Source organism: Microbulbifer maximicatervae (SeqCode) (assembly GCF_052468295.1).
The window spans coordinates 3,419,733-3,445,477 of record NZ_CP174340.1 but is presented as its reverse complement, the minus strand read 5'-3'; the positions used below and the strand labels follow the sequence as shown (position 1 = coordinate 3,445,477).

General features: G+C 46.5%; 21 protein-coding genes and 1 tRNA gene. 13 read left to right on the top strand and 9 right to left on the bottom strand.

The features are described from left to right. The first annotated feature begins 1 nt into the window (after position 1). The 8 genes from edd (at position 2) to ACJJIQ_RS15345 (ending at position 13,579) form a co-directional block, all read left to right on the top strand. Positions 2–1,819: a phosphogluconate dehydratase gene (edd, locus tag ACJJIQ_RS15380; protein WP_445362360.1), complete on the top strand. Its 1,818-nt coding sequence runs from the start codon at positions 2–4 to the stop codon at positions 1,817–1,819. Positions 1,820–1,872: 53 nt separating this feature from the next. Continuing rightward, positions 1,873–3,333, top strand: a complete 1,461-nt coding sequence (gene zwf, locus ACJJIQ_RS15375; RefSeq protein WP_444934012.1) for a glucose-6-phosphate dehydrogenase — start codon at positions 1,873–1,875, stop codon at positions 3,331–3,333. A gap of 69 nt (positions 3,334–3,402) precedes the next feature. Then, the gene (gene pgl, locus ACJJIQ_RS15370) at positions 3,403–4,113 is read left to right on the top strand and encodes a 6-phosphogluconolactonase (protein WP_445362359.1); all 711 of its coding nucleotides are present in this window, start codon (positions 3,403–3,405) and stop codon (positions 4,111–4,113) included. Positions 4,114–4,134: 21 nt separating this feature from the next. Continuing rightward, on the top strand, positions 4,135–4,761 hold the full coding sequence (gene eda, locus ACJJIQ_RS15365) for a bifunctional 4-hydroxy-2-oxoglutarate aldolase/2-dehydro-3-deoxy-phosphogluconate aldolase (RefSeq protein WP_445362358.1): 627 nt from the start codon (positions 4,135–4,137) through the stop codon (positions 4,759–4,761). 75 nt (positions 4,762–4,836) lie between these two features. Next, entirely contained in the window at positions 4,837–5,871 is a 1,035-nt protein-coding gene (gene gap / locus ACJJIQ_RS15360) for a type I glyceraldehyde-3-phosphate dehydrogenase (protein ID WP_445362357.1), read from the top strand. 117 nt (positions 5,872–5,988) lie between these two features. Next, a complete protein-coding gene (gene pyk / locus ACJJIQ_RS15355; protein WP_444907446.1) occupies positions 5,989–7,425 on the top strand; it encodes a pyruvate kinase in 1,437 nt (478 codons plus the stop codon). An 879-nt stretch (positions 7,426–8,304) separates the two neighbouring features. Then, positions 8,305–13,347 (top strand): RHS repeat-associated core domain-containing protein, encoded by a 5,043-nt coding sequence (locus tag ACJJIQ_RS15350; protein WP_445362356.1) that lies wholly within the window; start codon positions 8,305–8,307, stop codon positions 13,345–13,347. Then, positions 13,331–13,579, top strand: a complete 249-nt coding sequence (locus ACJJIQ_RS15345; RefSeq protein WP_445362355.1) for a hypothetical protein — start codon at positions 13,331–13,333, stop codon at positions 13,577–13,579. The genes ACJJIQ_RS15350 and ACJJIQ_RS15345 overlap by 17 nt, the downstream gene beginning before the upstream one ends. A gap of 84 nt (positions 13,580–13,663) precedes the next feature. Here ACJJIQ_RS15345 and ACJJIQ_RS15340 read toward each other — a convergent pair whose 3' ends face one another. The 3 genes from ACJJIQ_RS15340 to ACJJIQ_RS15330 all read right to left on the bottom strand — a co-directional run bounded on the left by ACJJIQ_RS15340 (position 13,664) and on the right by ACJJIQ_RS15330 (position 14,958). Next, complete coding sequence (locus ACJJIQ_RS15340; RefSeq protein WP_445362354.1) at positions 13,664–14,266, bottom strand: hypothetical protein; 603 nt, start codon at positions 14,264–14,266, stop codon at positions 13,664–13,666. 194 nt (positions 14,267–14,460) lie between these two features. Then, entirely contained in the window at positions 14,461–14,613 is a 153-nt protein-coding gene (locus tag ACJJIQ_RS15335) for a hypothetical protein (protein WP_445362353.1), read from the bottom strand. Between the two features lie 204 nt (positions 14,614–14,817). Next, complete coding sequence (locus ACJJIQ_RS15330; protein ID WP_445364821.1) at positions 14,818–14,958, bottom strand: IS4 family transposase; 141 nt, start codon at positions 14,956–14,958, stop codon at positions 14,818–14,820. Positions 14,959–15,783: 825 nt separating this feature from the next. Here ACJJIQ_RS15330 and ACJJIQ_RS15325 point away from each other — a divergent pair. From ACJJIQ_RS15325 to ACJJIQ_RS15315, 3 genes are all read left to right on the top strand, one after another. Next, positions 15,784–16,335 carry a putative adhesin gene (locus ACJJIQ_RS15325; RefSeq protein ID WP_444958494.1) on the top strand — a complete coding sequence of 184 codons (552 nt, stop codon included), beginning with the start codon at positions 15,784–15,786 and terminating at the stop codon, positions 16,333–16,335. Between the two features lie 556 nt (positions 16,336–16,891). Beyond that, positions 16,892–17,806 (top strand): zinc metalloprotease, encoded by a 915-nt coding sequence (locus ACJJIQ_RS15320; protein ID WP_445362352.1) that lies wholly within the window; start codon positions 16,892–16,894, stop codon positions 17,804–17,806. 33 nt (positions 17,807–17,839) lie between these two features. Further along, positions 17,840–18,241 (top strand): hypothetical protein, encoded by a 402-nt coding sequence (locus ACJJIQ_RS15315; protein ID WP_445362351.1) that lies wholly within the window; start codon positions 17,840–17,842, stop codon positions 18,239–18,241. 78 nt (positions 18,242–18,319) lie between these two features. Here the strand turns inward: ACJJIQ_RS15315 and ACJJIQ_RS15310 are convergent, their stop codons facing one another. The 4 genes from ACJJIQ_RS15310 to ACJJIQ_RS15295 form a co-directional block, all read right to left on the bottom strand. Next, the gene (locus ACJJIQ_RS15310; protein WP_445362350.1) at positions 18,320–19,183 is read right to left on the bottom strand and encodes a DUF4396 domain-containing protein; all 864 of its coding nucleotides are present in this window, start codon (positions 19,181–19,183) and stop codon (positions 18,320–18,322) included. 38 nt (positions 19,184–19,221) lie between these two features. Further along, positions 19,222–19,821 carry a class I SAM-dependent DNA methyltransferase gene (locus ACJJIQ_RS15305; RefSeq protein WP_445362349.1) on the bottom strand — a complete coding sequence of 200 codons (600 nt, stop codon included), beginning with the start codon at positions 19,819–19,821 and terminating at the stop codon, positions 19,222–19,224. A 138-nt stretch (positions 19,822–19,959) separates the two neighbouring features. Beyond that, a complete protein-coding gene (locus ACJJIQ_RS15300) occupies positions 19,960–21,324 on the bottom strand; it encodes an IS4 family transposase (RefSeq protein WP_445362217.1) in 1,365 nt (454 codons plus the stop codon). A 343-nt stretch (positions 21,325–21,667) separates the two neighbouring features. Continuing rightward, positions 21,668–22,681 (bottom strand): Vgb family protein, encoded by a 1,014-nt coding sequence (locus ACJJIQ_RS15295; protein WP_445362348.1) that lies wholly within the window; start codon positions 22,679–22,681, stop codon positions 21,668–21,670. Positions 22,682–23,093: 412 nt separating this feature from the next. On the opposite strand from ACJJIQ_RS15295, the gene ACJJIQ_RS15290 reads away from it, so the two are divergent. Beyond that, positions 23,094–24,275 (top strand): MFS transporter, encoded by a 1,182-nt coding sequence (locus ACJJIQ_RS15290; RefSeq protein WP_445362347.1) that lies wholly within the window; start codon positions 23,094–23,096, stop codon positions 24,273–24,275. 197 nt (positions 24,276–24,472) lie between these two features. Continuing rightward, positions 24,473–24,547 (top strand) — tRNA-Cys (locus ACJJIQ_RS15285). Between the two features lie 81 nt (positions 24,548–24,628). On the opposite strand, the gene ACJJIQ_RS15280 is transcribed toward ACJJIQ_RS15285, so the two are convergent. Both ACJJIQ_RS15280 and ACJJIQ_RS15275 read right to left on the bottom strand, forming a co-directional pair. Next, on the bottom strand, positions 24,629–25,189 hold the full coding sequence (locus ACJJIQ_RS15280; RefSeq protein WP_445362346.1) for a disulfide bond formation protein B: 561 nt from the start codon (positions 25,187–25,189) through the stop codon (positions 24,629–24,631). Positions 25,190–25,199: 10 nt separating this feature from the next. Next, positions 25,200–25,319, bottom strand: coding sequence for a DUF5993 family protein (locus ACJJIQ_RS15275; RefSeq protein ID WP_445359684.1), 120 nt, complete (start codon positions 25,317–25,319; stop codon positions 25,200–25,202). Positions 25,320–25,745 lie beyond the last annotated feature (426 nt).

Here is a 25,745-nt window from a genome sequence, read left to right as displayed (position 1 = left end):
CATGGTTCACAGCAAGCTTCAGACCGTTACCGAACGCATCATTAAGCGCAGCGAAGAAACTCGTGCAGAGTATCTTGCGCAGGTTGAGAAAGCGCATATTGAAGGGCGGGCAGCGGCACATGTGTCTTGCGGAAACTTGGCCCACGCAATAGCTGCATCTCCGGAAGGTGATAAGCAGTTGATCGCCTCTGGGCGGGGGCCGAACCTGGGTATCGTCAACGCATACAACGATATGTTGTCCGCTCATCAGCCTTATGGTGTCTACCCTGCTCAATTGAAAGAGGCAGCTGCGCGCAATGGCGCAACGGCCCAGGTTGCCGGTGGCGTACCGGCAATGTGCGATGGGGTGACTCAAGGGCGTGCAGGGATGGAACTCAGCCTGTTTTCGCGAGATGTGATTGCCATGTCCACAGCAATCGCGCTTTCGCATGATGTTTTCGAAGGAGCCATATTCCTGGGTATCTGCGACAAAATTGTCCCCGGCCTGGTTATTGGTGCTCTCTCTTTTGGCCACTTGCCTTCAATTTTTGTACCTGCGGGTCCAATGCCCACAGGCCTGTCCAATGCGGAAAAAGTTCGGGTTCGCCAGCTCTATGCTGAAGGTAAAGTAGGGCGCTCTGAACTATTGGAAGCCGAGAGTGCTTCCTACCACAGTGCCGGCACCTGCACCTTTTACGGCACTGCCAACAGTAACCAGATGTTGGTAGAAATTATGGGACTGCAACTGCCTGGCAGTTCCTTCGTAAACCCCGGTACTGATTTGCGCTCGGCATTAAATGAAGCTGCGGTAGCGCAATTGGTAAAAATTACTGAACCGAGCCAGCATACTTCGGTAGCTAAAATTCTCACCGAAAAAGCATTCGTCAACGGGGTGGTGGGGCTGCTCGCTACCGGCGGATCCACAAACCACACATTGCACCTTATTGCGATGGCGCGTGCAGCAGGTATTCAGTTGACTTGGCAGGATATGGCCGACCTCTCTGAAGTGGTGCCGCTGCTTTGTCATGTGTACCCGAACGGCACTGCGGATATCAACCACTTTGCCGCAGCCGGCGGTATGCAGTTCCTGATTCGCGAACTCCGCTCCGCTGGCCTTTTACACGATGATGTGCACACGGTACTCGGTAATTCCGGTCTCGAACCCTACTGTGAAGACCCCTTCCTCAACAGTGATGCAGGTGGAGTGGTTTGGAAACCCACTCCAGAAGAGAGCGGTGATACGACGGTCATTCGTCCAGCCACTGACCCTTTCTCCCAGCATGGTGGTTTGCAGTTGCTCGAAGGAAACCTTGGGCGCAGTGTAATCAAAGTCTCTGCGGTTAAATCTGAGCATCTCAAAGTGAAGGCGCCGGCCATTGTTCTGGATAACCAGGACGATCTGCTCAAACGATTCAAAGCCGGTGAGCTAGAGCGTGACTTTGTCGCTGTAGTGAGATTCCAGGGACCTCGAGCCAACGGTATGCCGGAACTGCACAAGCTAACACCGACGTTGGGGGTGCTACAGGATCGTGGCTTTAAAGTGGCATTAGTCACCGATGGGCGTATGTCCGGCGCTTCCGGGAAAGTCCCGGCTGCCATTCATATGTCACCGGAAGCCGTAGAGGGCGGTGCGATTGCCAAGGTGCAAGAGGGTGACATGATTGAGCTGGATTCAGAGGCTGGTGTTTTACGTGTACTAGTAGATGAAGCTGAATTTAATGCCCGCCAACCGGCCCAGTGTGATCTTTCGGCAAGTGCCCGTGGTACCGGCCGTGAACTATTCGCTAATATGCGCGGGCTTGCCAGTGGTGCAGAGACCGGTGCAAGTATTCTTTATTGATTATTACGGAGCCAAGTAGGCTCCGAGAAAAGAACGATCTCAGAGCAAAATTTATGATTAACCCTTTTGATATGGTGTTATTTGGTGGAGGCGGAGACCTTGCACTGCGCAAGTTACTACCGGCACTTTACCGAGCATTTAGAGAGGGCAGCTTGGTTGAGGGCTGTCGCATCCTTCCGGTGTGCCGCCGCCAGTCAGATGTTGATCAATATATCGAAACAGCCCACCAGGCACTGCAAAAATATCTCCGTGAGGGTGAGTACAGTGCTTCGAGCTGGGACCAATTTAGCCAATTACTTTGTCCGATCGCACTGGATATTGCCGTACCGGATAGCCAGTGGGATCACTTGGCAGAAATTCTCGGTTCCGACTCAGAGCGGGTTCGTATTTTCTATTTGGCAATACCGCCCGCGGTATTTGGCCCCTGTTGTGAAAACCTCTCAGTAAAAGGCCTTATTACTGGAAATTCCAGAGTCGTAGTGGAAAAGCCACTGGGCTATAACGCCCAAACCTCTGATGAAATTAACAGTAAAATTGCCAGTTACTTCCCGGAAGATAGTATCTTCCGTATCGATCACTATCTAGGTAAAGAAACTGTCCAAAACCTTCTTGCACTGCGTTTTAGCAATGTGTTGTTTGAGCATCTTTGGGATGCAAAAACCATTGATCATATCCAGATCAGTATTTCAGAAACCGTAGGCCTGGAAGGGCGTGCGGGTTTTTATGATGAAACTGGTGCTATGCGGGATATGGTGCAAAACCATCTGCTGCAACTGCTGTGCCTTATCGCCATGGAATCTCCCAACAGTATGTCGGCGAAGAATATCCGTGCAGAAAAAATTAAGGTGCTTGAGGCTTTGCGCCCGCTTACCGGAAACTTGGTCGATAAAAACGTTGTGCGTGGCCAGTATATAGCTGGGCAAATCAATGGCAATGATGTTCCTGGTTATCTCGATGAGCTCGACGGTGGAACCAGTTCAACCGAAACCTTCGTTGCCATTCGAGCGCATATCGATAGTTGGCGTTGGGCAGGGGTGCCGTTTTACTTGCGTACCGGCAAACGCATGGAAAAGCGTTGTGCCGAAATTGTAGTGCAGTACAAAAATGTTTCTCATCATGTATACGATGAGTCAGCCGGAAAGATTGTTCCCAATCGCTTGGTTATTCGCTTACAGCCGGAAGAAAGTATCAAGCTGGTTTTGATGGCGAAAAAAATGGACAGTCTCACCACTGAGTTGCAACCGGCCGAATTGAATTTAACCCTTTCTGATACTTACGACAGCTTCCGCAGCGACGCTTATAAGCGCCTGATGTTGGATGCTGCTGCAAATAATCCCGCGCTCTTTATTCATCGCGACGAAGTTGCCGCTGCCTGGGCGTGGGTGGATCCAATTATTGAGCATTGGCGCGAAACGGCTAATCAGCCGCAGCCCTATCCTGCAGGTAGCTGGGGGCCAGAAGAGGCAGAAAAACTGCTGTCACGCAGTGACCGTCATTGGTTTAACGCGCAGTAATAATCTGGAAAGCCGGCGCAGCTATTGATTTTACCGCGCCGGTTTCCACTAAGAGAAATGGAATAATCCATGGCTGAAGAAAAATTTTTCCAAGATCGCGAGCGCCTGGTGCAGGCTCTAGCCCACGATTGTGCTTGCGAACTGCAAAAAGGTATTAAAGAAAATAATCACGCAAGTTTCCTGGTGTCTGGCGGCAGTACGCCGGAACCAGTATATCGCGAGCTATCCAAACGCCCGCTTCCGTGGTCGCAAATTACAGCAGCTCTCGTTGATGAGCGCTGGGTAGAAAAAACCGAAAGCGGTAGTAACGCAGCTTTTATTGAAAAGTCGCTTTTACAGAATTTTGGCGCCGAAGCCAATTTCCTGGGTATGAAAAACTCACATGCAACAGCTGCTGAAGGTGAAGAAGCCTGTGAGCGCGCATATAGCGAGTTGCAGAAACCGTTTGATGTTTGTCTGCTGGGTATGGGCAGTGACGGCCACACCGCATCACTATTCCCCCATGCACAGGGCTTACAGGATGCACTAAATCCTGAATCACAAAAGTTGTGCAAGGCAATTACTGCTAATCAAAGTGAAGTTACCGGCTCCAATACCGAGCGTATGACTTTGACCCTGAGTGCAATTTTGCAAGCGCGCAATATCAAGTTATTGATCACTGGCGAAGAGAAGCTAAAAGTTTATCGCGAGGCGTTGCTCGGCAGTGATGAGTTAGAAATGCCGGTGCGCAGTATTCTTAAGCAGGGGCTGAAACCAGTCACTGTTTACTGGGCGCCTTAACGAAAGATTTGGAATTATCTGATGCAGAAAAATATCGCCGAGATTTTGCAGGTAGCTGGCGTTGTCCCAGTACTGGTTGTAGATAAAGTTGAAGATGCCCTCCCTCTTGCCGGCGCTTTGATTGAAGGTGGCCTGAAAGTACTTGAGGTAACCCTGCGCACTGAGGCAGCCCTGGAAGTTGTTGAACAAATTGCAAAACACCTGCCGGAAGCCCATGTGGGAACTGGCACGGTGCTCAATGGTGATGATCTGCGTCGCTCTATCGAAGCCGGCGCCAGCTTTATGGTGAGCCCCGGTGCAACCGACCGCTTACTGGATGCTGCTGAAGGCAGTGAAGCACCGTTGCTGCCCGGTGCTGCCAGTGTTTCAGAAGTGATGCGCCTCTACGAGCGTGGTTATCGCTACCAGAAATTTTTCCCAGCCCAGGCGGCAGGGGGAGTGCCAATGCTGAAATCCATTGGCGGTCCGCTACAGGACGTTCGCTTTTGTCCCACCGGTGGTATAGGGCCTCAAAATGCCCCGGACTTCCTGGCTCTGAACAATGTGGTCTGTGTCGGTGGTTCCTGGATGGCGAGTAGTACTCTGGTTCGTGAAAAGAACTGGGCAGAGATTACTCGTCTGGCAAAACAAGCTGCGGAATTGAAATAACACACACTCGGTATGGTGCACTCGCAAGCGGGTGCCACTTGAAAAACCAGAAGCATATAAAGAGGGTAAAGCGAGATGAAAATTAAAATTGCCATTAATGGTTACGGTCGTATCGGTAGAAATGTCACCCGAGCTATCTATGAATCAGGCTACAGCGATCGTGTTCAATTGGTCGCGATTAATGATCTCGCTCCGGTAGCTTCTAATGCTCACCTGACTCGCTTCGATACTATTCACGGTCGCTTTGGTACAGACGTCAAAGTCGATGGTGATGCTCTGGTTATTGGTGGTGATCGAGTTCAGGTTTGCCAGGAGCGCGACCCTTCCAAATTGCCTTGGAAGCAATTGGGTGTGGATTTAGTCCTGGAGTGTACAGGCCGCTTTACCGATCGCGCTTCCGCTTCTGCCCATATTGAAGCCGGTGCCGCTGCAGTGCTGATTTCTGCACCCTCAAAAGATGCGGATCTCACAGTTGTTTACGGTGTAAACGACAGCAATCTCACTGCGGATCACCGTGTGGTATCCAATGCATCCTGCACCACCAACTGTCTGGCACCTGTAGCTCAAGCACTGCATCGTGAATTGGGTATTGAGCGCGGCTTTATGACCACCGTGCATGCCTATACCAACGACCAGAATACCCAAGATGCGGTGCACGCAGATATTTATCGTGCCCGTGCGGCGGCGGATAATATGATCCCTACCAAAACAGGTGCGGCTGCAGCGGTAGGTTTGGTATTGCCTGAGTTAAAAGGTCGCCTCGATGGTATGGCCGTCCGTGTACCGGTAAGCAATGTGTCTCTAGTGGACTGCCAGTTTATTGCCGGCCGTGACACCACCGCCGAAGAAGTTAACCGCATTATGCAGGAAGCTGCTCAGGCCAGTGGCGGTGTACTGACTTACTGCGATCAGCCCTTGGTATCTGTGGACTTCAATCACACCAGTGCCTCCAGTCACTTTGATGCCAACCACACTCGTGTGAATGGTAACTTGGTGAAGGTCATGGCCTGGTACGATAACGAGTGGGGCTTCTCCCACCGCATGCTGGATACCAGTCTGGCGATGGCTGAAACGCTTCAGTTGAAGCAGCCTGTTGCTGAATCCGCCTGATCCCCCTCATTTACCATATTTTGGTAATTCAATTACTGAGGGCCATTAAATGGACATAGAATTCCTGTTTGATAGCCCTCTGAACCTCCTTCTCAAATTATTAGATGACGGGATCTTATGATTCGCCATACAAAAATCGTAGCAACCTTAGGCCCGGGTACGGACAAGCCTCGCGTAATCGATGAAATGATTCGCGCTGGGGTGAACGTTGTACGTCTGAACTTTTCTCACGGATCGGCGGAGGATCACCGACGCCGCGTTACAGAAGTGCGCAACGCCGCCGAAGCGCAGGGAAAAATTGTTGCGGTTTTGGGGGACTTGCAGGGTCCCAAAATTCGTATTGCCCGTTTTGCTAAGGGCAGTGTACAACTGGAAAACAATGACGAATTTACCCTCGACCTGGATTGCCCGGTTGAAGGGGGGGATGAGCACCGTGTTGGAGTGGATTATCCAAGCCTGATCAGCGACTGCCAGTCCGGCAATATCCTGCTGTTGGATGATGGCAAGATTCGCCTTGAAGTAACCGGCACTACGCCAAGCAAGCTCTATTGCCGAGTTTTACAAGGCGGTAAGCTGTCGAATAACAAGGGCATCAACTTGTTGGGCGGCGGCCTGTCTGCACCGGCTCTGACAGAAAAAGACTACCGGGATATTAAGCTGGCAGCAGATCTCGAAGTGGATTTCCTCGCAGTCAGTTTCCCGCGTTGTGCGGAAGACCTGGATACGGCTCGCAAAGCCATGGCAGAGGCTGGTAGCCAAGCAGCGATCGTCGCCAAAGTTGAAAGGGCCGAAGCTGTTGCCGATGATGAGCAAATGGACAGCCTAATCCTGGCTTCCGATGCGATTATGGTAGCTCGAGGTGACCTAGGGGTAGAGATCGGTGATCCCGCTCTGGTCGGGGTGCAGAAAAAACTGATCAACCGCGCAAATGCTCTCAATCGCGCCGTAATCACTGCAACACAAATGATGGAGTCGATGATTACCAGCCCGACTCCCACCCGTGCCGAGGTGATGGATGTTGCCAATGCGGTGCTGGACGGTACTGATGCAGTTATGCTGTCGGCGGAAACAGCAGCGGGTGATTACCCGGTTGCCGCCGTGGAATCTATGAGTGAAGTGATTATCGGCGCTGAACAGTATTTGGGCAGTGTTCCCTATACTGCAGAGGATCACGGTTCTTCAGCTTTAATCGATACTGTGATTGCCCAGGCGGCGATTGATGTTGCAACGCGAGTGGAGAACCTCTGTGCTGTAGCCGCACTGACCGAGTCTGGCCGCACACCGAGAATGATGTCCCGTGCAAATACTCGCTTGCCGATCTATGCACTAACCCGGCATCCTAAGATCGCTCGCCAGCTGATGCTGTTACGGGGAGTAGAGACAGTGAGCTTTGATCCGGCTTCAGTTCCCCTGGGACATTTAACCGAAGCGGTTATCGAGGTATTAAGCTCTAGAATCGATTTGCAGAAAGGGCAGCGGGTACTAATTACCCAGGGGGAGCGCCTCAATATGGGTGGGCATACCAATTCCATGCGGATCAAAGAGATCGAATAGGCTTTCTGAAAAAAGGCTCAGGCACCTGATCATGAGGTTACTGGGCCTACTTCAACCCATACGCGCTTTATTTGCAGTTAACGCTATTTTCCAGCTATTCATGTTTGCTGATTTTCCCCTTTCCCTCAGCCTGTAACTGAATTGTTTTGTGATAAACATCACAAATTTAAAAATTCAATTTCACGGTCTGCCAAACGCTATCTAATTAGATGCTTTTATCAATAACGGAATATTGATACTCGCTGTAGAGAAATTATCCAATCACGGTAAACAAATGAATAATAATTGTTCATAGGGTTTGTATTACAGGATATTTTTTTAATACACGGGTACTATTTTTATTGGTTTATTAAAAATTAATCGACGATAACTTTGGCTCGGTTTTGTGTTATCGAAGTTTTAATTTCTGCTCCCGAAAGCTTCGCTACTCAGCTTAACACTTGCTATCTACCGTATTTACCTAATTTGCGGTAACCTCGCGAAGTAGATCTCAGTCCTATGTTTTATTTGGCGCCACCTAGATTCTTAATTTCTTAAGAGTGAAAAGGAAGATAAGAATCTAATCGTTAGTATTCTTCTAGCACGGTAGCCCTTAAGCTCCCTTTTTTGGATAGAGAATGTTCTTCTCAGTGGCTTCGTTGTGTAATGGCGTGGTATTGGCTGATCTTGCGATTTCGATTTTAATCGACGCCGGCAAAGCCCAGAGGAATTATCAGTTGAAGCCACGCTGGTTTCAGCTTGAGGGTATTTTGTTCGAAAAATAGACGGAATCGAAAGCTTACCGGAGTTCTTTGGGGGTTCCCTAATGTTCGCGGGTGAGAAATAACTGAATTAGGTCCCCACTAGGTCCAGATAGGCGTAAGTGTTTAAAGGATTATCATGCAGCTACGTGTTGAAAATAAGCAAGGCATCCAGTACGAAGTGAGAGTAGGGTGGACGTACCCGCTGGGGATTCCGATGCAGGTCGATGCCGGCCACTTGCTCTCGATGTTCGACGATGCGGTTATTGAGAAAATTTACCAGCACTTTTTCAGCCTGGGAGGTAGCTCCTGCAATTTGCTCAGTACCAGTATTCAAGCGGGTACCTCGGGCACAATCTTCCTGGGGCCCCTATCTGAGCCGCCCGGCCACTTGTCCTCTTCTGAACGAGAGATTTATCGCGCTTTAATCCAGAATCGACTGATTATTGAAGAAGCGCCAACAGCAGCTACCGTAATTGCTGACAAACAGGCTGAGTTGATTGCCAAGATTCGTATCGGCCTACAGCAAATTATTGCCCAGGAGAGGGCAGAGGCGGCCCAAATCCAGCAGCAGCATGAGAAGCGCTCAACGCTGGAAAAAGTGGGTGCCTATATTGAAAGTGGCGCGACCGGTTTTGGCAATGCCGCCTGGGGCTTGGCGGTATGGACAAAAGATGTGCTTGAAGTGGCACAAATGCTGAATCCCATGCGCCAGTCTCAAAGGCTGGGTGTTGCCACAGCAAATTACTTCTGGAATGACAAAAGCTTTACAGAATCTGGCCAGGAATATGTCACAGACTTACAAAAAGAAGTGGTGGATGTACTCGGTTTTGACCCTTCAAAGATTACAAAACAGCAACTGGATTTGGCATTTGACGTTGCTCAAATTATTTATGATGATCCGGCCCTGCGCGAGATTATTTTCCGCTTTGCCCAGGATTATGTAAAAGCACAGCACAGTCTGGAAATCACCGAAATAGCCGGCGGTGGTGCCTTTGAAATTATCCTCACTATCGTCCTAGCGGCGATTACGGGGGGCGTTGGCGCCGTTGTAGCTATGGCTAAAAATGCACGCTTGCTAAAGTCCTTTAAAAATGTCGGCGAGCTGATGTTGGACTTGGCCAAACTGAAGAAGCAGCAACAGCTAGTTTCCAAGAAAAAGAGCGGCAACGCTAAGGGAGGGGAAGGCGCTAACTTCTCCGATTTGAGTTCCTCTGAAGCGGCGGCTCCGCCAGCCAGCTCTGGCAGTTCTGGTGGCTCAGGGGCCAGCAGCACTGCCTCAAATTCCAATCAAAGCAATAGTGGTTCCAATAATAATTCAAGTGAGTCGCAAGGTAGCCAAGCGAATAATAGCAACGAGCCGGACAATACCAATAGCGACACCGGGGAAAACCAGAACGGTGACACCTCCCAGTGCAATGCCAATGCCTGTGAAGGTGGTGAACCGATCAACTTAAAAACAGGTGAAGAGCGTCTGACTTTGGTGGATACGGTGCTGGATGGCCCGCTGCCACTAACTCTTGCGCGAACTTACCGCAGCAGTAACGCCAGGGATTTCGGTTTGGGCCACGGCTGGACCCACACGTTGAATGAGCGCCTGGTATGGCGTCCAGGCAAAGCGGTACAGTTTCATGATGCCGAGGGCCGGGTAATCAGCTTACCTGCACCGGGTAATAGCGGCCGCAGCCACAATGTGGTGGAAAATTTATCGTTAACTCGCGTTAACGATGAGCACTGGGTTGTAACTCCCTATGGAGCCCAAAATGGTGTGCAAAAACACTTCAAGGCGACAGGTACTAAAGGGGCTCTAAAACTCTCTGAAATCCGCGACGGCTACGGTAACTATTACCTCTTCCACTATATTGATGAGCGCCTGATTTGTATCGAGAGCAGCCTCGGTGAAGCTCTGCATATCAGCCCGCCCGAAGGGCAGCCCAATAGCCTGCGTATTGGCGAGTTAAAGAAAGAAACTCGCGATGGTCGCATTAAAATACTGGCTCAGTACGAATACAGTGATGAAGGTGATCTGATAAAAGCCACCGATGCGGATGGCTACAGTGAGCAATATGAATATCATCAGCATATTATTTCGAAGCGTACTTTAAAAACCGGTTACCGCTTCTACTTTGAATGGGATAAAGAGGGCCCTTCTGCCCGCTGTGTACGCCAATGGGGCGATTCTATTGATGGGCAGGTCACCTACAACTACGAGTTTGACTGGGATGAGGATGGTCACGGGGTTACCGTTACGGATACCCGTGGCGGACAGGAACGTTACCGCTTTAACGATCGAGCCCTACCGATTTATCAGCGCGCCCCTGAAGGCGGAGAGACCCTCTACAGCTACAACGAGCTGGGCCAAGTTACCAAAGTACAATCGCCCAGCGATGATGGCAGTCGGCGTGAGGAGTTCTATAAATATGATGACCAGGGTCGCCTGATACAAAAGACCGATGTCGCCGGCAATAGCCACCGCATCGAATACAATAGTGAAGGCCTGCCAGCCAAAGTTACTGACCCCAGTGGTAACACCTGGCAACGTGAATACAACAAGAAAGGCCAGATCGTCACGACCAAAGACCCTCTTGGCAATAGCACCCGATATAGCTATAACCCGGTCGGATTGATCGGCAGTGTTACCGATCCCTTGGGCAACGCCACTCGCTATCTATGGAACCCGGAAGGTAAGCTGGCAGCGGTCAAAGACCCCATGGGGCGCACCCAGCACTATCGTTATGACGGTGCCCGCCGCCTGGAAGAAGTTCAGCATGCCCCCGGCCAGATAACCCGCTATGAATACGACGCCCAGGATCGAATCCATGCAGTTATTACCCCGGATGGAGCCAGGACTCAGTACAGTTACAACCCCCAGGGGCTGCTTGCGGAAGTTATGGACTCCGAAGGCCGCAGTACCTGCTACGCCTACGACGGCCTCAGCCAGGTTAAGATGCGCACTAACCCGGACGGCAGCCGCCTGGAGTACCACTACGACGGCGAGCGCAACCTTGTGGGCCTCACCAACGAAAATGGTGAGCGATACCAACTCAAATACGACCTGAACGAACGCCTGATTGAAGAAGTGGGTTTCGATGGACGCGTGACTCGCTACGCCTATAACCGCGCCGGGCACCTGATTAGTTCCAGGGCAGTCACTGATGCTGATACCGGCAAAGGTGTGGATACCATCTTTGAGCGCGACCCCTTTGGCCGCCTATTGGAAGAAGTCACCCCGGATGGTGCAACCAACTTCCGCTATAACCGCAGCGGTCAGTTAATCGAAGCGGAAAATACCCATCGTAAACTGCGCTGGGAATATGATGCCAACGGCCGCGTGACTGCGGATTGGCAGGGCAAAGATAAACTCACCCATAACTACGATGCCGCAGGCAACCGCATTGCCACCACCTTGCCTGATGGTGAAGTGCTCAACTTCGCCTTTAACCCCGCCGGCCAATTCCAGAGCCTGCACCGTCGCCCGGTAGGCAGTAACACCGATCAGCTGATTACTTGCATTAATCACGATGAGCAGGGCAGGGAGAGTCAGCGCCAGCACGGCAATGGGCTGGAGAGCCAGCGAGATTATGACCCTCAAGGGCGGCTGCAAAGGCTATGTCTAAACAAAGCTAGTGGCCCAGTCTCCGACCCAACTCAAAACTCTCACTCAATCCTGGAGCGAAGCTACCAGTACAATAAAGCTGGCCAGATTGCCAAAATCGAGGACAGTCTACGTGGTACCCGCAGCTACCACTACGACGCCCTGGATCGCCTCACCCAGGTTGATGGCCCTAACCCAGAGCATTTTGTGCACGATCCCGCACACAATATTCTGGCCGCCGCTAATTCAAAGGATGAAGCTAAGCAACAGGCCAGCGCCACCCAGGTCAAAGGTAACCGTTTAGCCTTCCGTGGCGATACTCACTATCGCTACGATATCCACGGCAACCGTATCGCCGAGCTGCGCGGTAAAGGGCAGAAGCTTCAAACCCGCTATCAGTACAACAGTCGCCAGCAGTTGGTGCGGGTTGAAAAGCTCAAGGTGGAAGAGGGGAGCGAACAGCTTCAACAAGAGATTCACTACCAGTACGACCCGCTGGGCCGTCGTATTGGTAAGGGAACTAACAGTGAACAAACCAGCTTCCTCTGGGATGGGGATGTTCTGCTTCGCGAAAACAAAGCTGATATCCACACCCAACAAGATCTGAATACTCGGATTTACTATTTTGAACCGGGGACTTTCAAACCGGTTGCACTGAAAGAAGATGAGCAGGTATACCACTACCATCTGGATCATCTGGGAACCCCAGATGCCCTTACCAATCAGGAAGGTGAAGTCGTATGGAGTGTTGCCTATAAGAGTTATGGCAGTATTGCGTTAGCTCATGAGAATCAGATAGAGCAGTCGATTCGTTTTCAGGGACAGTATTTTGATGAAGAGACTGGGCTGCATTACAACCGGTTTAGGTACTATGATCCGCAAGTAGGGGAGTTTACTCAGCAGGACCCGATTGGGTTGTTGGGTGGGGTTAATAATTACCAATATGTACCCAACCCTGTAACTTGGGTTGATCCTTATGGATTAACGAGTAAAGATTGTCCGCCTGTAAATTCTTGGAATGAATTTCAGAAAAATACCAAAGGGCATTTTGCGAATAGCTCGGAAGCGGCTGCTTCTTACCAAAAGATGAAAGCTGTTCAAGCAATGGATAATGGCGTACGACCAGATCCATCAACTTACTTGCCGCAGTCCTATATTGATGCCCATGAAGGCAAGTTTGCAGGCGGTGCAGCTTACTTTGCGCCTAAGTGGGCGTTAGATGAATTTGGGAGAGATCCAGTTGGGCGTGCAGATGGCCAGTTTGTTATGACCAAAGCGCAAGTAGATGATCTATTAATTAGAACTAATGGAGATATGGCGTTAGTAGAAAAAGAGTTGGGGATTCCTGCAGGTGCTTGGCAAGGTCAAGAAATGGTAGTTATTGAGATAAGTAATCCTGCAAACCATAATCTTAGAATACCTACAGGTCGAGAGGGTGGAGCCAATGAACTTTGGTTGCCAGGAGGAAAATTGCCGACTGGGCATGATGAGGCCGTAACAGATGCGATACCAATAGGATCTTATAAAGAAATGAGTATCTCTGATGCAACTGATAGCGCGAAGAAAAAAGATGAAAATAGTTTTTAAAGAGCCTTATTCATACTTATTGGTTCAGGATGACGCTGATTGGTACCTAACTTTTTTTTCTGGAGGGCCATTTGAAGTTGATATTTGTGTGAAACTAACGGAAGGAGAAATTACTAGAGTCTCAGTTAGCCAGGAAGAAACTGCTAAATTAGCGCAGGAATTTCAGCAAAATAAAGAGTTGTATAAAGGCAGAAGGATTATCCCGTCAGTCGTGCCTGGGCGAAAAAGATGAATGGCAGGAATGAATTATTCTGGACACTACCGTGTGCCAAGATCTAGGACAGCCAAAGACTAGAGGGAGGCGCCAGCAATAGAGCTAACCTCCTTTCTGGCGGCACTTTCTCAATGGTTTACAGGTAAAGGAGATTAAATGCTGGGAATGGCTAGTTAGATTTTGGGGGGCGCTGCTTTTGGGTACAAGGGCGATAATCGCGCTATCGAGTACTTGAGGCAGGAGCAGGTTAGCAGGGCGTAGCTGAGAGGAGCCGTGTACCCAGCGTTTACTGAATTGCGCACAAGTTTGTTGTACCGCCTCTACAAACCCTACCAATCCTTTAAAGTAACTTTCAAAATTCCGGTTGAGATAGAGCCAGTGCTTGGGTGAAATGTCAAGCCGCTCCAGGACGGGAGGCGTTTTTTCAGCAATATAACCTCGTTTTCTGGTGTCTAAATCTCGGCCACTCGGGTCTACTAGCTCCAAATAGTGGTCCAGGTGAAACGGTAGTCCTTTTGGTGTATTCAAACGCTCATCGCCGATAAATGGAGGTAGCTTTTTGGGCTGCTTGCCTAAGACTGCGACACGAATACGCTGTTGAATCGAAGTGTAATTAGATTCTTCAGGTGTCTTGGCGATGTTGGCACGGACCGGATTGAGGTCTACATAGGCCATACAGGCGGTGAGGGCTCTTTCATCCAGCAATGCCTGAGACTTACTACCAAAAGTCGCCTGTACAATTATCTTCAGCGTTGGCCTGACAGGCGATAGATTTGTTTAAACAGCGCATAAACCAGCTGATATCCGTGAAGCGTTCCCGCTATTGGGAGAAGAATTCTTTTAGTCTGTTTACTTCAGCGTGATCGAGGGTATCGCCTCGAAGATAGCGCTGGACCAAGCTAGAGGCTTTGAAGAGCTTTTACTAGCGAGTAAGTACCCTGCGACCACTTATCAGCAGATTCTGCGTCGATGTAGAGCACTATATGGTAGTGATTACTCATTACCGCATAGGCAGCAATATCTAGCGCAAACGCCTCGACCAACTTATGCATATGGCTTTCAATCTATTCGTGCCGATGCTCGTAATCTTTTCCGGATTCAGCATCTCTGACACAAAGAAATGCACGCAGCACACAGATGGCAACACTTAAAGATAGAAAAGTATAAGGAAGGAAAAACTTGTAACCTGAATTTGACCTGATGAGGCACCTTTTTAAAAGCTGATAACTGTCATAACAAGTCTGAACTACTACATTTTATACAGACCCTTTAAGTCGATTTAAAGTCTCCGCTGCCCCCAAGTAATAAAGCAGCTTAGTGAGTCCCTGCCAAACAGTTTTGATGCCAGGCTCACCACCGCTTCTTCGCCCTAGAAAGCCTCCAGTTTCTACCTGCATACGATTTATATCTTTCATTTTGGAGGTTAATTTGGTGAGGAATTTTTACCCATGCCATATGCCACTCTTTTCAGAGTAGACATTCGTCCACAGCTCATCAACTCATTCTTTTCAGCTTAAAATAGTAATCCAACTGAGAGGGTGGGTTGTTAAGCTGTTCAAGTCTTAGTCGTCTGTGAGAGATTTCTCTCTAGTATATTTGTAAAAAAATAACTCTGTATTTCATATGGTGTTACTTATGTTAGCAGTCTAGGCTTTTGTAGCTTATTGGTCTCTCTTTCTAGAGCAATGATGAGAGATGGTATACCTTTCATCTCAAATTTTAACCAAAAAAATTTAAATAAAAGCTTGCTAGGTGTGCTTGACTGTATGATGGTTGCAATAGTCAATAATGTTGTCTTTTATCTGTAATAGAACTTTTTTTCGCGCGAAATTGAGTCTCGGTTTCTCTAAGGTTACATAACCATTTTTTGTGAGATTGTTCATCAGGTTTTAAGCCCATTTACTCCTGGTTTGAAATGTGGATGAAAAATTCCTCAATTGAGATTTTGTGGTTTTTTTTGGGGTTTTGTGTGATGCTTGTTTCGCAGTCCATAGTTTTTTTACTTGTCTTGATTACGGTTTTGCTCGAATGAGAGGGTGGTAATGAAGATTGGATTTCAGTCGCTTACATAGATTTTATTTTCGTTGATCTAATTTTATTTATCTGTAACCATTAAAAGCAGGTGGGTTTTATTTGAAAAGAATAATCTTGAATTTGTGACCGCATTTTGATGGTGTGGTCAAAAAAATAAATTCTCCAACCTTTGATCGATAAGGAATGTGATGAAAACTGTTCAGTTTGGAAAAGTAATAATTCATAAAAAAGAACAAGCCAGTGGTAATGAGGCGATCCTTTACGCACATGGTTCATTTGATAACGGCTCTTTTGGTAAGGCTGAATTGCCAGAGAATTTGGCTCTATACTTCTACTCATTTCATGGTTCGGCGTCTTCTGATCATGCAGTCAGGAGTTTGACAAAAACAGGTAAGCCTGCCAATGAGGAAAATAGTAAAGAAAAATTTGGAACTTTAGAGTTCCTAAATATGGGGTCAGGAAAAGTTCACTCGATAGCTGGTGGTGGTGCGAGTATTTATAATTATAATCTCTCATATAATGAAAAAAGCCCTGGTCATGTGGATAATATTAAGAAGGCTTGGCAGAGTGGTCTTCATGATCATGATTTGATTTTGGTTGAAGAGGGGGCCCATATTCATTTAGATGATGTTCTAAAAGTCATTACTGAAAATAAGCTAGGTTATAACAAGCTTCACTTTACCGCCTGCCGCTCGCCGAGCAGCGGAAATGATCTTAGCTCTCAAAAACAGTGGGGTTAATTTAGAGTAGAGTGTTCACTCTAGTTTAAAAACTGTAGAATTTATAAAGGCCACTTACCTTCATGGCCACAGAAGGTAAGTGGCCTTTGTTATTTGTGATTGGACTTTTGAATTAGGTGCTCTAGTGGTTGGAATATCTTTTTATTGTTGGCCCCAGTTGGTGCGAGCTGTTTTTGCGATGATGTATCATAAAAAATATAACTGTCCGCTTTGTTGAAATAAAATTCGGTATTTTTTATTGGAATTTTACCTGTCAGTAATTTCAGGTTCCTCAACTTTTTGTTCGCATTTTTAAGTGAGTTGCACCTTGTGTTTTCCGTGAAAAAAATTTCATATGTAACCAATTTTAGAGAGAAATGTATCTGCATTTTATTTTTTTGAGTTTATATTTTTTTGGATTTACATTTTTCTTGTTGAATGTTACGCCTTATTAAAGAGTTTGATGTCATTATCATCAATTTAAGAATTGGTGCTATTGACAAAAGTTTATGGGAACGTGGAAAGTTGGCGGGCTCTTATGGGAGTGTAAATAAATAATAAAATTAAGGCTTGGGTTATGAGAAAGACTGTTTCCAATATCTCGATAAAAACTGCTCTATCATTGTGCGTACTTGCGTCATCAACTATAGGTTTTGCTCAAAGTGTTTCTTCGGTTGAGGCTGCCAACAATGGCGTTGGGCTAAAGCGCTGCGGTACAGATCACCCATCAATTCAGGAAGCTGCATTAAAAGAGCAGCATTTTTCTACTCTGCGTGGTGTATCAAGTGATAGAAGTGTGGCGCACGCATTGCGCCCCGCAGGTTCTGTAGAAGTTGATGTTTACTTTCATGTAATTACTGACACAGCTAATAATGGAGCGCTTTCTAATAGTGAGATTAATGCGCAAATGGATGTGTTGAATGATGCTTACGCAAATACTCCATTTACTTTTAATTTAGTTTCAGCCACTGTTACAGCAAATAATTCTTGGTATAACGTTGGTTACAATTCTTCGGCTGAGCAGTCAATGAAATCTTCCTTGCGAGTTGGCGATGCCGGGGATTTGAATATCTATGTAGCTGAAATTAGTGATGGCCTACTTGGGTGGGCTACATTCCCAAGTAGTTACTCCTCTGATCCACTTGATGACGGCGTGGTAATTTTAACTGGTTCTGTGCCTGGAGGTGATGCTGCGCCCTACAATGAGGGGGACACCTTAACTCACGAGGTTGGCCACTGGTTGGGTCTTTATCACACATTCCAAGGAGGATGTTTTGGCCGGGGGGACTACGTCTCAGATACCCCTGCGGAGAGATCGGCTGCTTATGGCTGCCCTGTTGGTCGGGATACCTGTACCAGGGGAAGAAATGCTGAAGGGGAAGATCCGGTAACTAACTTTATGGATTACACTGACGACAGCTGTATGTACGAGTTCACTGAAGGTCAAGCCACTCGCGCGGATGAACAAAGCGCGACTTATCGTGGTCTTTAATGGTTAAGGGGGGCTTGCCCCCCTTCTTTAATTATGAATAAAGAACATTATTTATTTTTAGTGCTGAGCTTATTTGTTTTGGCTAGCCCGGATCTTTTGGCTCAAAGGCTAGCTGTTCCAGAGTACGTGACTTGTGATCGAAACCAATTAACTTCATGGCAGGGAGAGATCACAAAACTTGTGCGAGTGAAAGATGGAGTCAAGCTTTGGATTGCTACTGACCATGGAACAAATGAGGTTCTAAATTTGACTATGCAAAATTGGCAAGAGGTTCTCGGGCAGTTTCGTATCTATGGCCGCTCTTTTCATTCCAGCGATTGGGAGAAACTCATTGATATTAAGGGGAAGCTTAAGACTGGCATAAAAGCGACTGTTTGGTTATGTAATACTGAAGGTATAAGTCCGGTAATCAATTGGCAGCCACCCTCAGAGTGAAATCTTACTACAGGCGGATAAAGAAAATTTTTGAATCTTATGCTTAAGCGATTATTTTAAGTGCATAAGGTTCTTAGATCAAAAGTATATTGGTGTGATTTTATCTGTGACATAAATTGCAAGAAAAAGAACTATAAAAGTGCCCGTTATCCATATACTTGATTCCATTATAGATAGAGAATGCATTTCCATTTTATGCGTTTCTGCTTGTGAGGTACCATAGGTGTGCGATGCTGAATTTGGGGCGCATTCATGAGAACAATGACCAAGATTGGGCGCGGCTCCATCTTTTCCTGGAAGAGTCATACATCCGTGTTTTAAATGATTTTTTACCAGCCAATAGTTAATAGGGTAAGCAATAATACCTCCAACAATGGTTGCCAAGCTCATACGAAACCAAAAGGTAGCATTTGTTGGGTCTTCAGAATTTGGCCATATGGAAGTCAGTATTACCATAGCAGGTATCATGCCAGCCATAACCATATTCATAGATACAGTTTCAGCAAAGAAAGTTTTACCCACTGCTTTTAAGTAGTTTCCCTGATACATACTTCGCATCATCAATGCCTGAAAAATAAACAAACCACAAACAAAGCCAGCCAAGTACTCAATTATGGAGTCCCATCCATTGGTGAGGCCCAGTGTGGGTACAATAGATGCTGCGATAAGGATCCCGGTTGCATCACCTGCTAGACAGTGCATTTCGCTATTTACACTTTGCTTCCATGTCGCCCGAGTGAATTGATCATGGCCGCCAGGAAAGGGGCGGCGACAGGTGAGTAGGTAGAAGATTAAGCCGATGACACCGGTATAAAGAATCACTAATATCCAAGCCAGGCGCTGAACCCAGCTGGTTGGCGCATTAGTGATTGAGTCCCAAATAACAAAAACTACGCTGAGACCGGTAAGAATAAACCAAACAAGCATTGTTCCGTTTAACATATAGGCTACCCATGATAGAGGGAACGGGGTCTAAATAATTATATCTTCTGAGCAATCAAATAGGCGTGTAATTCTGGTGGTTGGTCGTACTCCAGATGTCTACAAATACAACCAGATGAAATAAGGAGTTGTATAAATTTATTTGTGCCTAGCGTAGAGTAATATAATTCCTGTCCCATCGCATTATTCTTATGATAGTCCTCTTTATCTGTTCCACCAAAGGAGAATATTAGAACGCCTTCCTTGTTTAAGTAAGACGCTAGCTTCCTTATAGTTTCCTCTTGTTTTTCAATTGGTATATGCCAAATGCTATCCCATGCACTTATAAAGTCATATTTTTTTGTGGCTTTCCACTCACATATATCCTCTAGATAGAAGTTGACATTAGGGTGCTTATCCCTGGCGATGTCTATCATTTTCTCAGAAACATCAATTCCCTCGGGAGCAAATCCTTCCCTTTGCAGAAACTCGATGTGCCTTCCTGTGCAGCCGCACCCTACATCTAATGCCGCGCCTCTATTTTTTACAAAGCCAAGTGCCCGCTTATACTGACTAATACCGTTGTTCCTGTTGAACTCTGCACGTTCCCATAGGTGTGTGATGGTATCGTATGCTTTCCCGGTCTGTTTCGGTTCCATAATTGTTAATTCTATTTATGAGTTTTTTTAATGACTGATGCACACTTTTTGTTTTGTAGAGTTGCTAGAATTTGATTTATTTGAAGCGAATACTTCAGCACCTATAACTATAATGGTAGCCACTGTGTTTTATACACATTATTTAAGTCCATTTAAAACCTCTGCTGCTTCAACATAATGGAGCAACTTTGCATATCCTTGCCAAACAGTTTTAACCCCTGGCTCGCCATCGCCTTTACGCCCTAGAAATCCTCCTAGACCTGCCAGCATACGCGTTATATCTCTTATGCTCGGAGGTATATTCGGCGGGGAACTTTTATCTTGCATCATCCATACCATGCGCCATTCTTTTTCAGAGTAAGCACTCGTACATGGTTCATCAGGAAGACTTTTTGCTTGTGTAGTTATCGAATGTAGTCGCCATCCAATAATCATATAGATCGCAATACAGTTCAACATTCGCTGCTCTGTTCTAAAACGATTACTTTCTATCTGGCATCCGCCTTTTACCACCCGAAAATAGGTTTCAATTTCCCACCGGCTTCGATACCACTCAATGACGACTCTCGCCTGCTTATAGTCTTCAACTGGAAGATCAGTTAACAGCATCCACTCAATGCCTTTTTCACCCTCTGGTGGGTTTAATTCTTTAGCCAATACAGCATAGAGAGAAAGTGGTCGTTTAGATTTTCCTTTTCCAAGTAGCCGTATCTCGGTAGTGGATACGCTGACTTTGGCTTTTCTTCCAGGTTCCCCATTCCGTTTGGGAATATCTACCGTGTATAGACCAATAGATTTCTGCTCGTTCATATGATCCCAAAGTAAAACCGTTTCTTCTCCATCGAGCTCTAAAGTGCGATTGGCCTTAGCTCGAACGATATAGCTCGCCCGCCGCTGTTCACTTTGCTCTTCAGCCAGCTGAAACCACTCATGAATATCACCCTCTCTATCAGCAATACTCACAATTGTGCTTTCAGGGCAGTGCTCTTGTATCTGACAAGCCGTTTCGTAATGGTCTAGCCAGCGTCGACTCTCCTTATCCTTTATCGACTTGGTATAGCGGGAATTAGAACTTGATTCCTTATCTCTCTGCCACATACTACCTTCAACAACACCCAAATTAACTCTGGATGGTGTTATCGCGATGGAGGTGTGCAAGAGTTGTTGGTTGGTCTCTTTACGCCTAAGTGTTCCCATCTCTTTACTTTCTAGGTCAGTGGCAAAATTTAGAAAGGTAGTATCTTGTGGGATAAGAACAACAGGCTGCGCTTTGATTCTCTCAAGAGTTGCCGATTTATGACCGCTCATAATAGAGTCAAAGTTGACTTTATCATTTTCTATAAAGCGATAAGCTGCAAACGTTTCTGCCCAAGTTTTGTTTGCACAAGGAATGCTATTGTTTGGGTCTGAACTTAAATTACTGAGAATATTAGACAAGCGCTTATTCAAGCGTGTATCACCCATAACCTGATTTCTTACTTCGTCCATGACCCAGTCCTGCATAATAATCCAGCCAAATCTGTAGTTCTTACCAGGCTAAACTGTAACTTATTGATTTACATAATAAAACTTAAAAAACTTGTGTATAAAACTTAGTGGTAGCCATGAGTATCCACACGAGCCACTTCATGCCATTTTGAGTTAGTGTGACTTGTAGTGGGTTGCCAACAAGGTAATCCATCAATGGTCGCCTCACTAGGGCGCCGTGAATGGCAGTAAGTAGTGCTGAAAAAATTAGAATTCTAAATGGAAGTCTGTATTTGAACAGTTTGTCCTGTATCAGGATATATAGAACTATTGCAGTGACGCCATACATCGATTGATGTCAATAGAGCTATATATACTTCTATTTTGGTATTCCCTGGTCGATAAATCCAGAATCAACACCAAACCAAAAGCTTCCATCCATATTGTTAAAATACATATATCTTATATTTCCACCACTTGGAACTGGGGTCTTGCTTGTAAATTTCTCTTTTTCTGTGTTAAAGGAAAAAATGATATTTGGAATCTCTCCAGTATCAGCGAGCCAAAGTTGGTTATTGTTGTCCAGTGCTGTTCCGTAGGGGCGTGGATTCTTACTGGGTAGTTTCCACTCTTTAAACTCCTTGGTCGTCGGAGTATAACGCCCCAAATAGCCTTCTGGATAATCAACGTACCAAATATTGCCGGTAGGATCGATTTCCAGTCTGCGAGGGCGAGCATTTGGGCGTGGCAGGTTAATCTCATTTATGGTCATGGTTTTTGCGTCTACGCGAGCTAACTTATTGGTGCCGAATAGCGCTACCCAGGGGTTTCCCTGGGCATCAATCTTAATACCATAGGGGCGGGCATTGGGGGTTGTTGGGGTGACACTTAGAACTTTGCCACTCTGTACATTTAGCAGGCCTATGCGGTTACTTTGCTGGGCTGTGAACCAGATATTTCCCTCTCGATTGAAGGCTAGCGTATGTGGGTCTTTGATACCTTCAGGCATTGGATATTGTTTAATTTGTCCATTATTGGTGTCTAATCGCCCAATATGCGCATTTCGATTACCTGCATACCAAACAATATCGTTTGAATCCACAATCAGGTTATGAGGGTGAGTGCCTTCAGGTATTTCATACTGCTTAAACTCTTCAGAGGTCGGTGTAAACTTTCCGATGTAGTTACCCGCTTGTCCACAGAACCAGACATTACCTTTACTGTCTACATGCGGGTCTCTGGGGAGTCCCTCCCAGGGCACCTTCCATTCGTTTAATTTAAGTTTGTCAGGTAAGTTATCTTCTTGAGCAGCGGCGTTCGTCAGTAGAAAAGGGAGTGTGGTAAGTAGCATGACTAAGGTGAGATGATAAATTCGCCAGGAATGAATACGCATTTTTCTCTCCAAGATTTGTCTATGTCGGTAATTAGTCATGCTGTGGTGTAAGGCGCCTAGACATGTAGCAGTTAAAGCATAGGTGAATTAAGGTTATAATTGTCTGACTCTAGTTATTATATATATAGTGGACTAAGCGTCTTAGCCTCATTAAAAATACATGGTTAGCGGGAATTTATACACAAGTAGATTGCTTGCTACTTTGCCAATTGGTACTTCTTATGCACCAATTTTACAGGCGGTTGAGCAAGCTATTGGAAAGTGTTATCACTATTTAATGATATTATCAGTATTTATTTACATGAGCCGCAATATTCTCAATGAAAAGAGATATTTATCGGTACTATTTATATGATTTTACAGTTGGATATTGAGGGCGTATATTGCGGGCCTTAGCTATAGGAGGTCATTTATGCTACAACATCTTCGCCGGCCTGAAATTCTTTTGCTTATTCTGGCAGCTTCGATGCCGCTCTCATTTGCTGTTTGGAATACGCTACTTAATAACTTTGTCATTGAAAAGGCAGCATTTACCGGTGCAGATATTGGTTTGTTGCAAAGTGTGCGTGAGATACCTGGCTTTTTAGCCTTTCTAGTAGTCTTTGTTTTGCTTTTTGTTAGGGAGCAGAGGCTGGCGATAATTTCCCTGGTAGCAACTGGCCTTGGAGTGATGCTAACGGGACTGTATCCATCATTGACCGGGTTGTTACTCACTACACTTTTAATGTCTACCGGATTTCATTTTTATGAGACCTTGCAGACTTCCCTGGCACTCCAGTGGTTCCCCAAACAAACAGCAGCAGTTTGGATGGGACGCATGGCTGCCGCAGGTTCCTTTGCTGCGCTTCTGGCTTATGGTTTGGTGTGGGGTTTAATGAACTTCGCAGATTTGGATTATTCCTGGGTTTATCTAATTAGTGGTGGCGCGACCATTGCCATTGCTTTAGGTGCCTGGGTCCTTTTCCCTCAGTTTGCTCAGCCCCACAGCCAGCATAAGAAGCTTATTCTGCGAAAACGCTATTGGCTCTATTATGCGCTCACGATGATGAGTGGGGCTCGCAGACAAATCTTTATAGTATTCGCTGGTTTTTTGATGGTGGAGAAATTTGGATACAGCGTGGGGGAGGTTGCTGCTCTCTATACGGTAAACCATTTACTTAATTTGTATATCGCACCAAAGATCGGACAGTTTATCGTTCGGTTTGGCGAGCGCCGTATCCTAACTTTGGAATATATTGGTCTGATACTGGTATTTGCGGGTTATGCGCTGGTAGAAAGTGCTGCGCTGGCAGCGGCATTATATATTGTTGACCATTTATTCTTTTCTATGGCAATTGCGATTAAAACCTACTTCCAGAAGATAGTCGACGAGCGGGATATCGCGGCTTCGGCTGGAGTCAGCTTTACTATTAATCATATTGCCGCAGTAGTTATCCCTGTAGTATTTGGCTTGTTGTGGCTTGTCTCTCCGCCAATGGTATTCTTTGGGGGGTCTTTAATGGCCTTAATTTCTCTTGGGCTGGCGCAGCTGGTTCCAGAGCAGCCGTTGCCCGGTAATGAGGTTAGGGTTGGGCAGTATTCTGAGGCTACCTAGAAAGAGTTGAAATGGGGTTTTTGTTACATTATCCTTGGCGGCAACTTAAACAAGACTGTTTACTATGAAATACACGCAAGAACTTCTTTCTATATGTTGCTGCCAAGCAACCTGCGTGCTTCTGTAAATTTATTCGGAAGCGTTTTTTGCTTCCGTAGAGTCAAAGAACCCGGAGCGGAAGCGCCGGGTTTTTTTATGGCCAGGTGGCAGAGAGGAAATGCGACGGTCTGCAACACCGTTTTTCACCGGTTCGAATCCGGTCCTGGCCTCCATCTATTCTGTTGATCTATGGATATATGCTTGGCAAGCTGTCTTTTGTATAGCTATCCCCCTTTTCTTTTCTCAGCTTGCTTTTAAATTCCGTCGATAGCGCCAAAGAGCCAATAGTTGTCTGGGTTATCCGGGCAGACAGTAGGTCCACACTCTGCGAAGGTTATAAATATATTAAGTGTGGTAATTGAAAATGCAGCCACTATGGCTGTTTTTCCGAGAGCTCTCTGATCTCGAAAGCTAATAAATATGGGGTTCCCATATTGCTTATTAAATGCACTGACAATCGCGATGCCAATAATTGTCATGTAGAAGATAATCAGTGCCCAGGTGTAATAGTGATACCCCATTAATGGATTGCCATAACCTGGCGTTCCGGGAATAACATGTAGGCTGACTTGGCGCAATGCGGTAGCGGCGCCAAATAGCGCTGACAGTGTAGCCAGGCTGTAATGTAGTGGGCGATTGCCATAGAGTACATTTAGCATCAGGCCAAATAAGACTCCTGTGAGCCCAATTCGTTGAAGTAAACAGAGAGGGCAAGGCATTTCTCCATTCACTAATTGAAAGTACTCTGCGGCGACGAGTACTGCACATACGGCAAGTATGCCCAGTGCATTAAGCTCTCGAAATATTTGCCCCATTCACCCTCCCCTACAAGGCTAAGTTGAGATTGTCGCCGGTGTGATAGCCCAGCCAGGCGATGCTTGATATCAAGGCAAAAATGAATGTTGCGGTTGCTAGGGTGTGGTAATTCTTCACGGCTAGAGACATTGCTAGGAGATGGAAGAGAAATAGTAGGCTCATCATAACGAGGTGCCCCTCGGTTTTTGCATCGATCTCACTCCAACCACTTCTTCAATCGTATAAAAAAGCACCACTTGTTACGATAGCTGTAGTGGTGGGGGAGGGGTGATACAGGTAATGCGCTACCTGTCAGGGTTGGCTAGCTAATACTCGATTCGTTGATTTTGAAGGTTGCCGGGTCATTTTAAGGGGGAGCAGTGAATTTAATTGGTTCGACAGTCTTGAATTGTGTGAATTTAACCAAATAAATTTGTCTTTAGGTTGTTGTTGGTGGACTTTGTTTGCCAGTTGGGCTTCTTCCCTGTTTAATGCTGGCTTTGGTTTCCGGCGACTGCCGGGAAGCACTTGTCATCGTAGATGCGTAGAAGAGTGGTACGTTAGGGTATCTCTGAA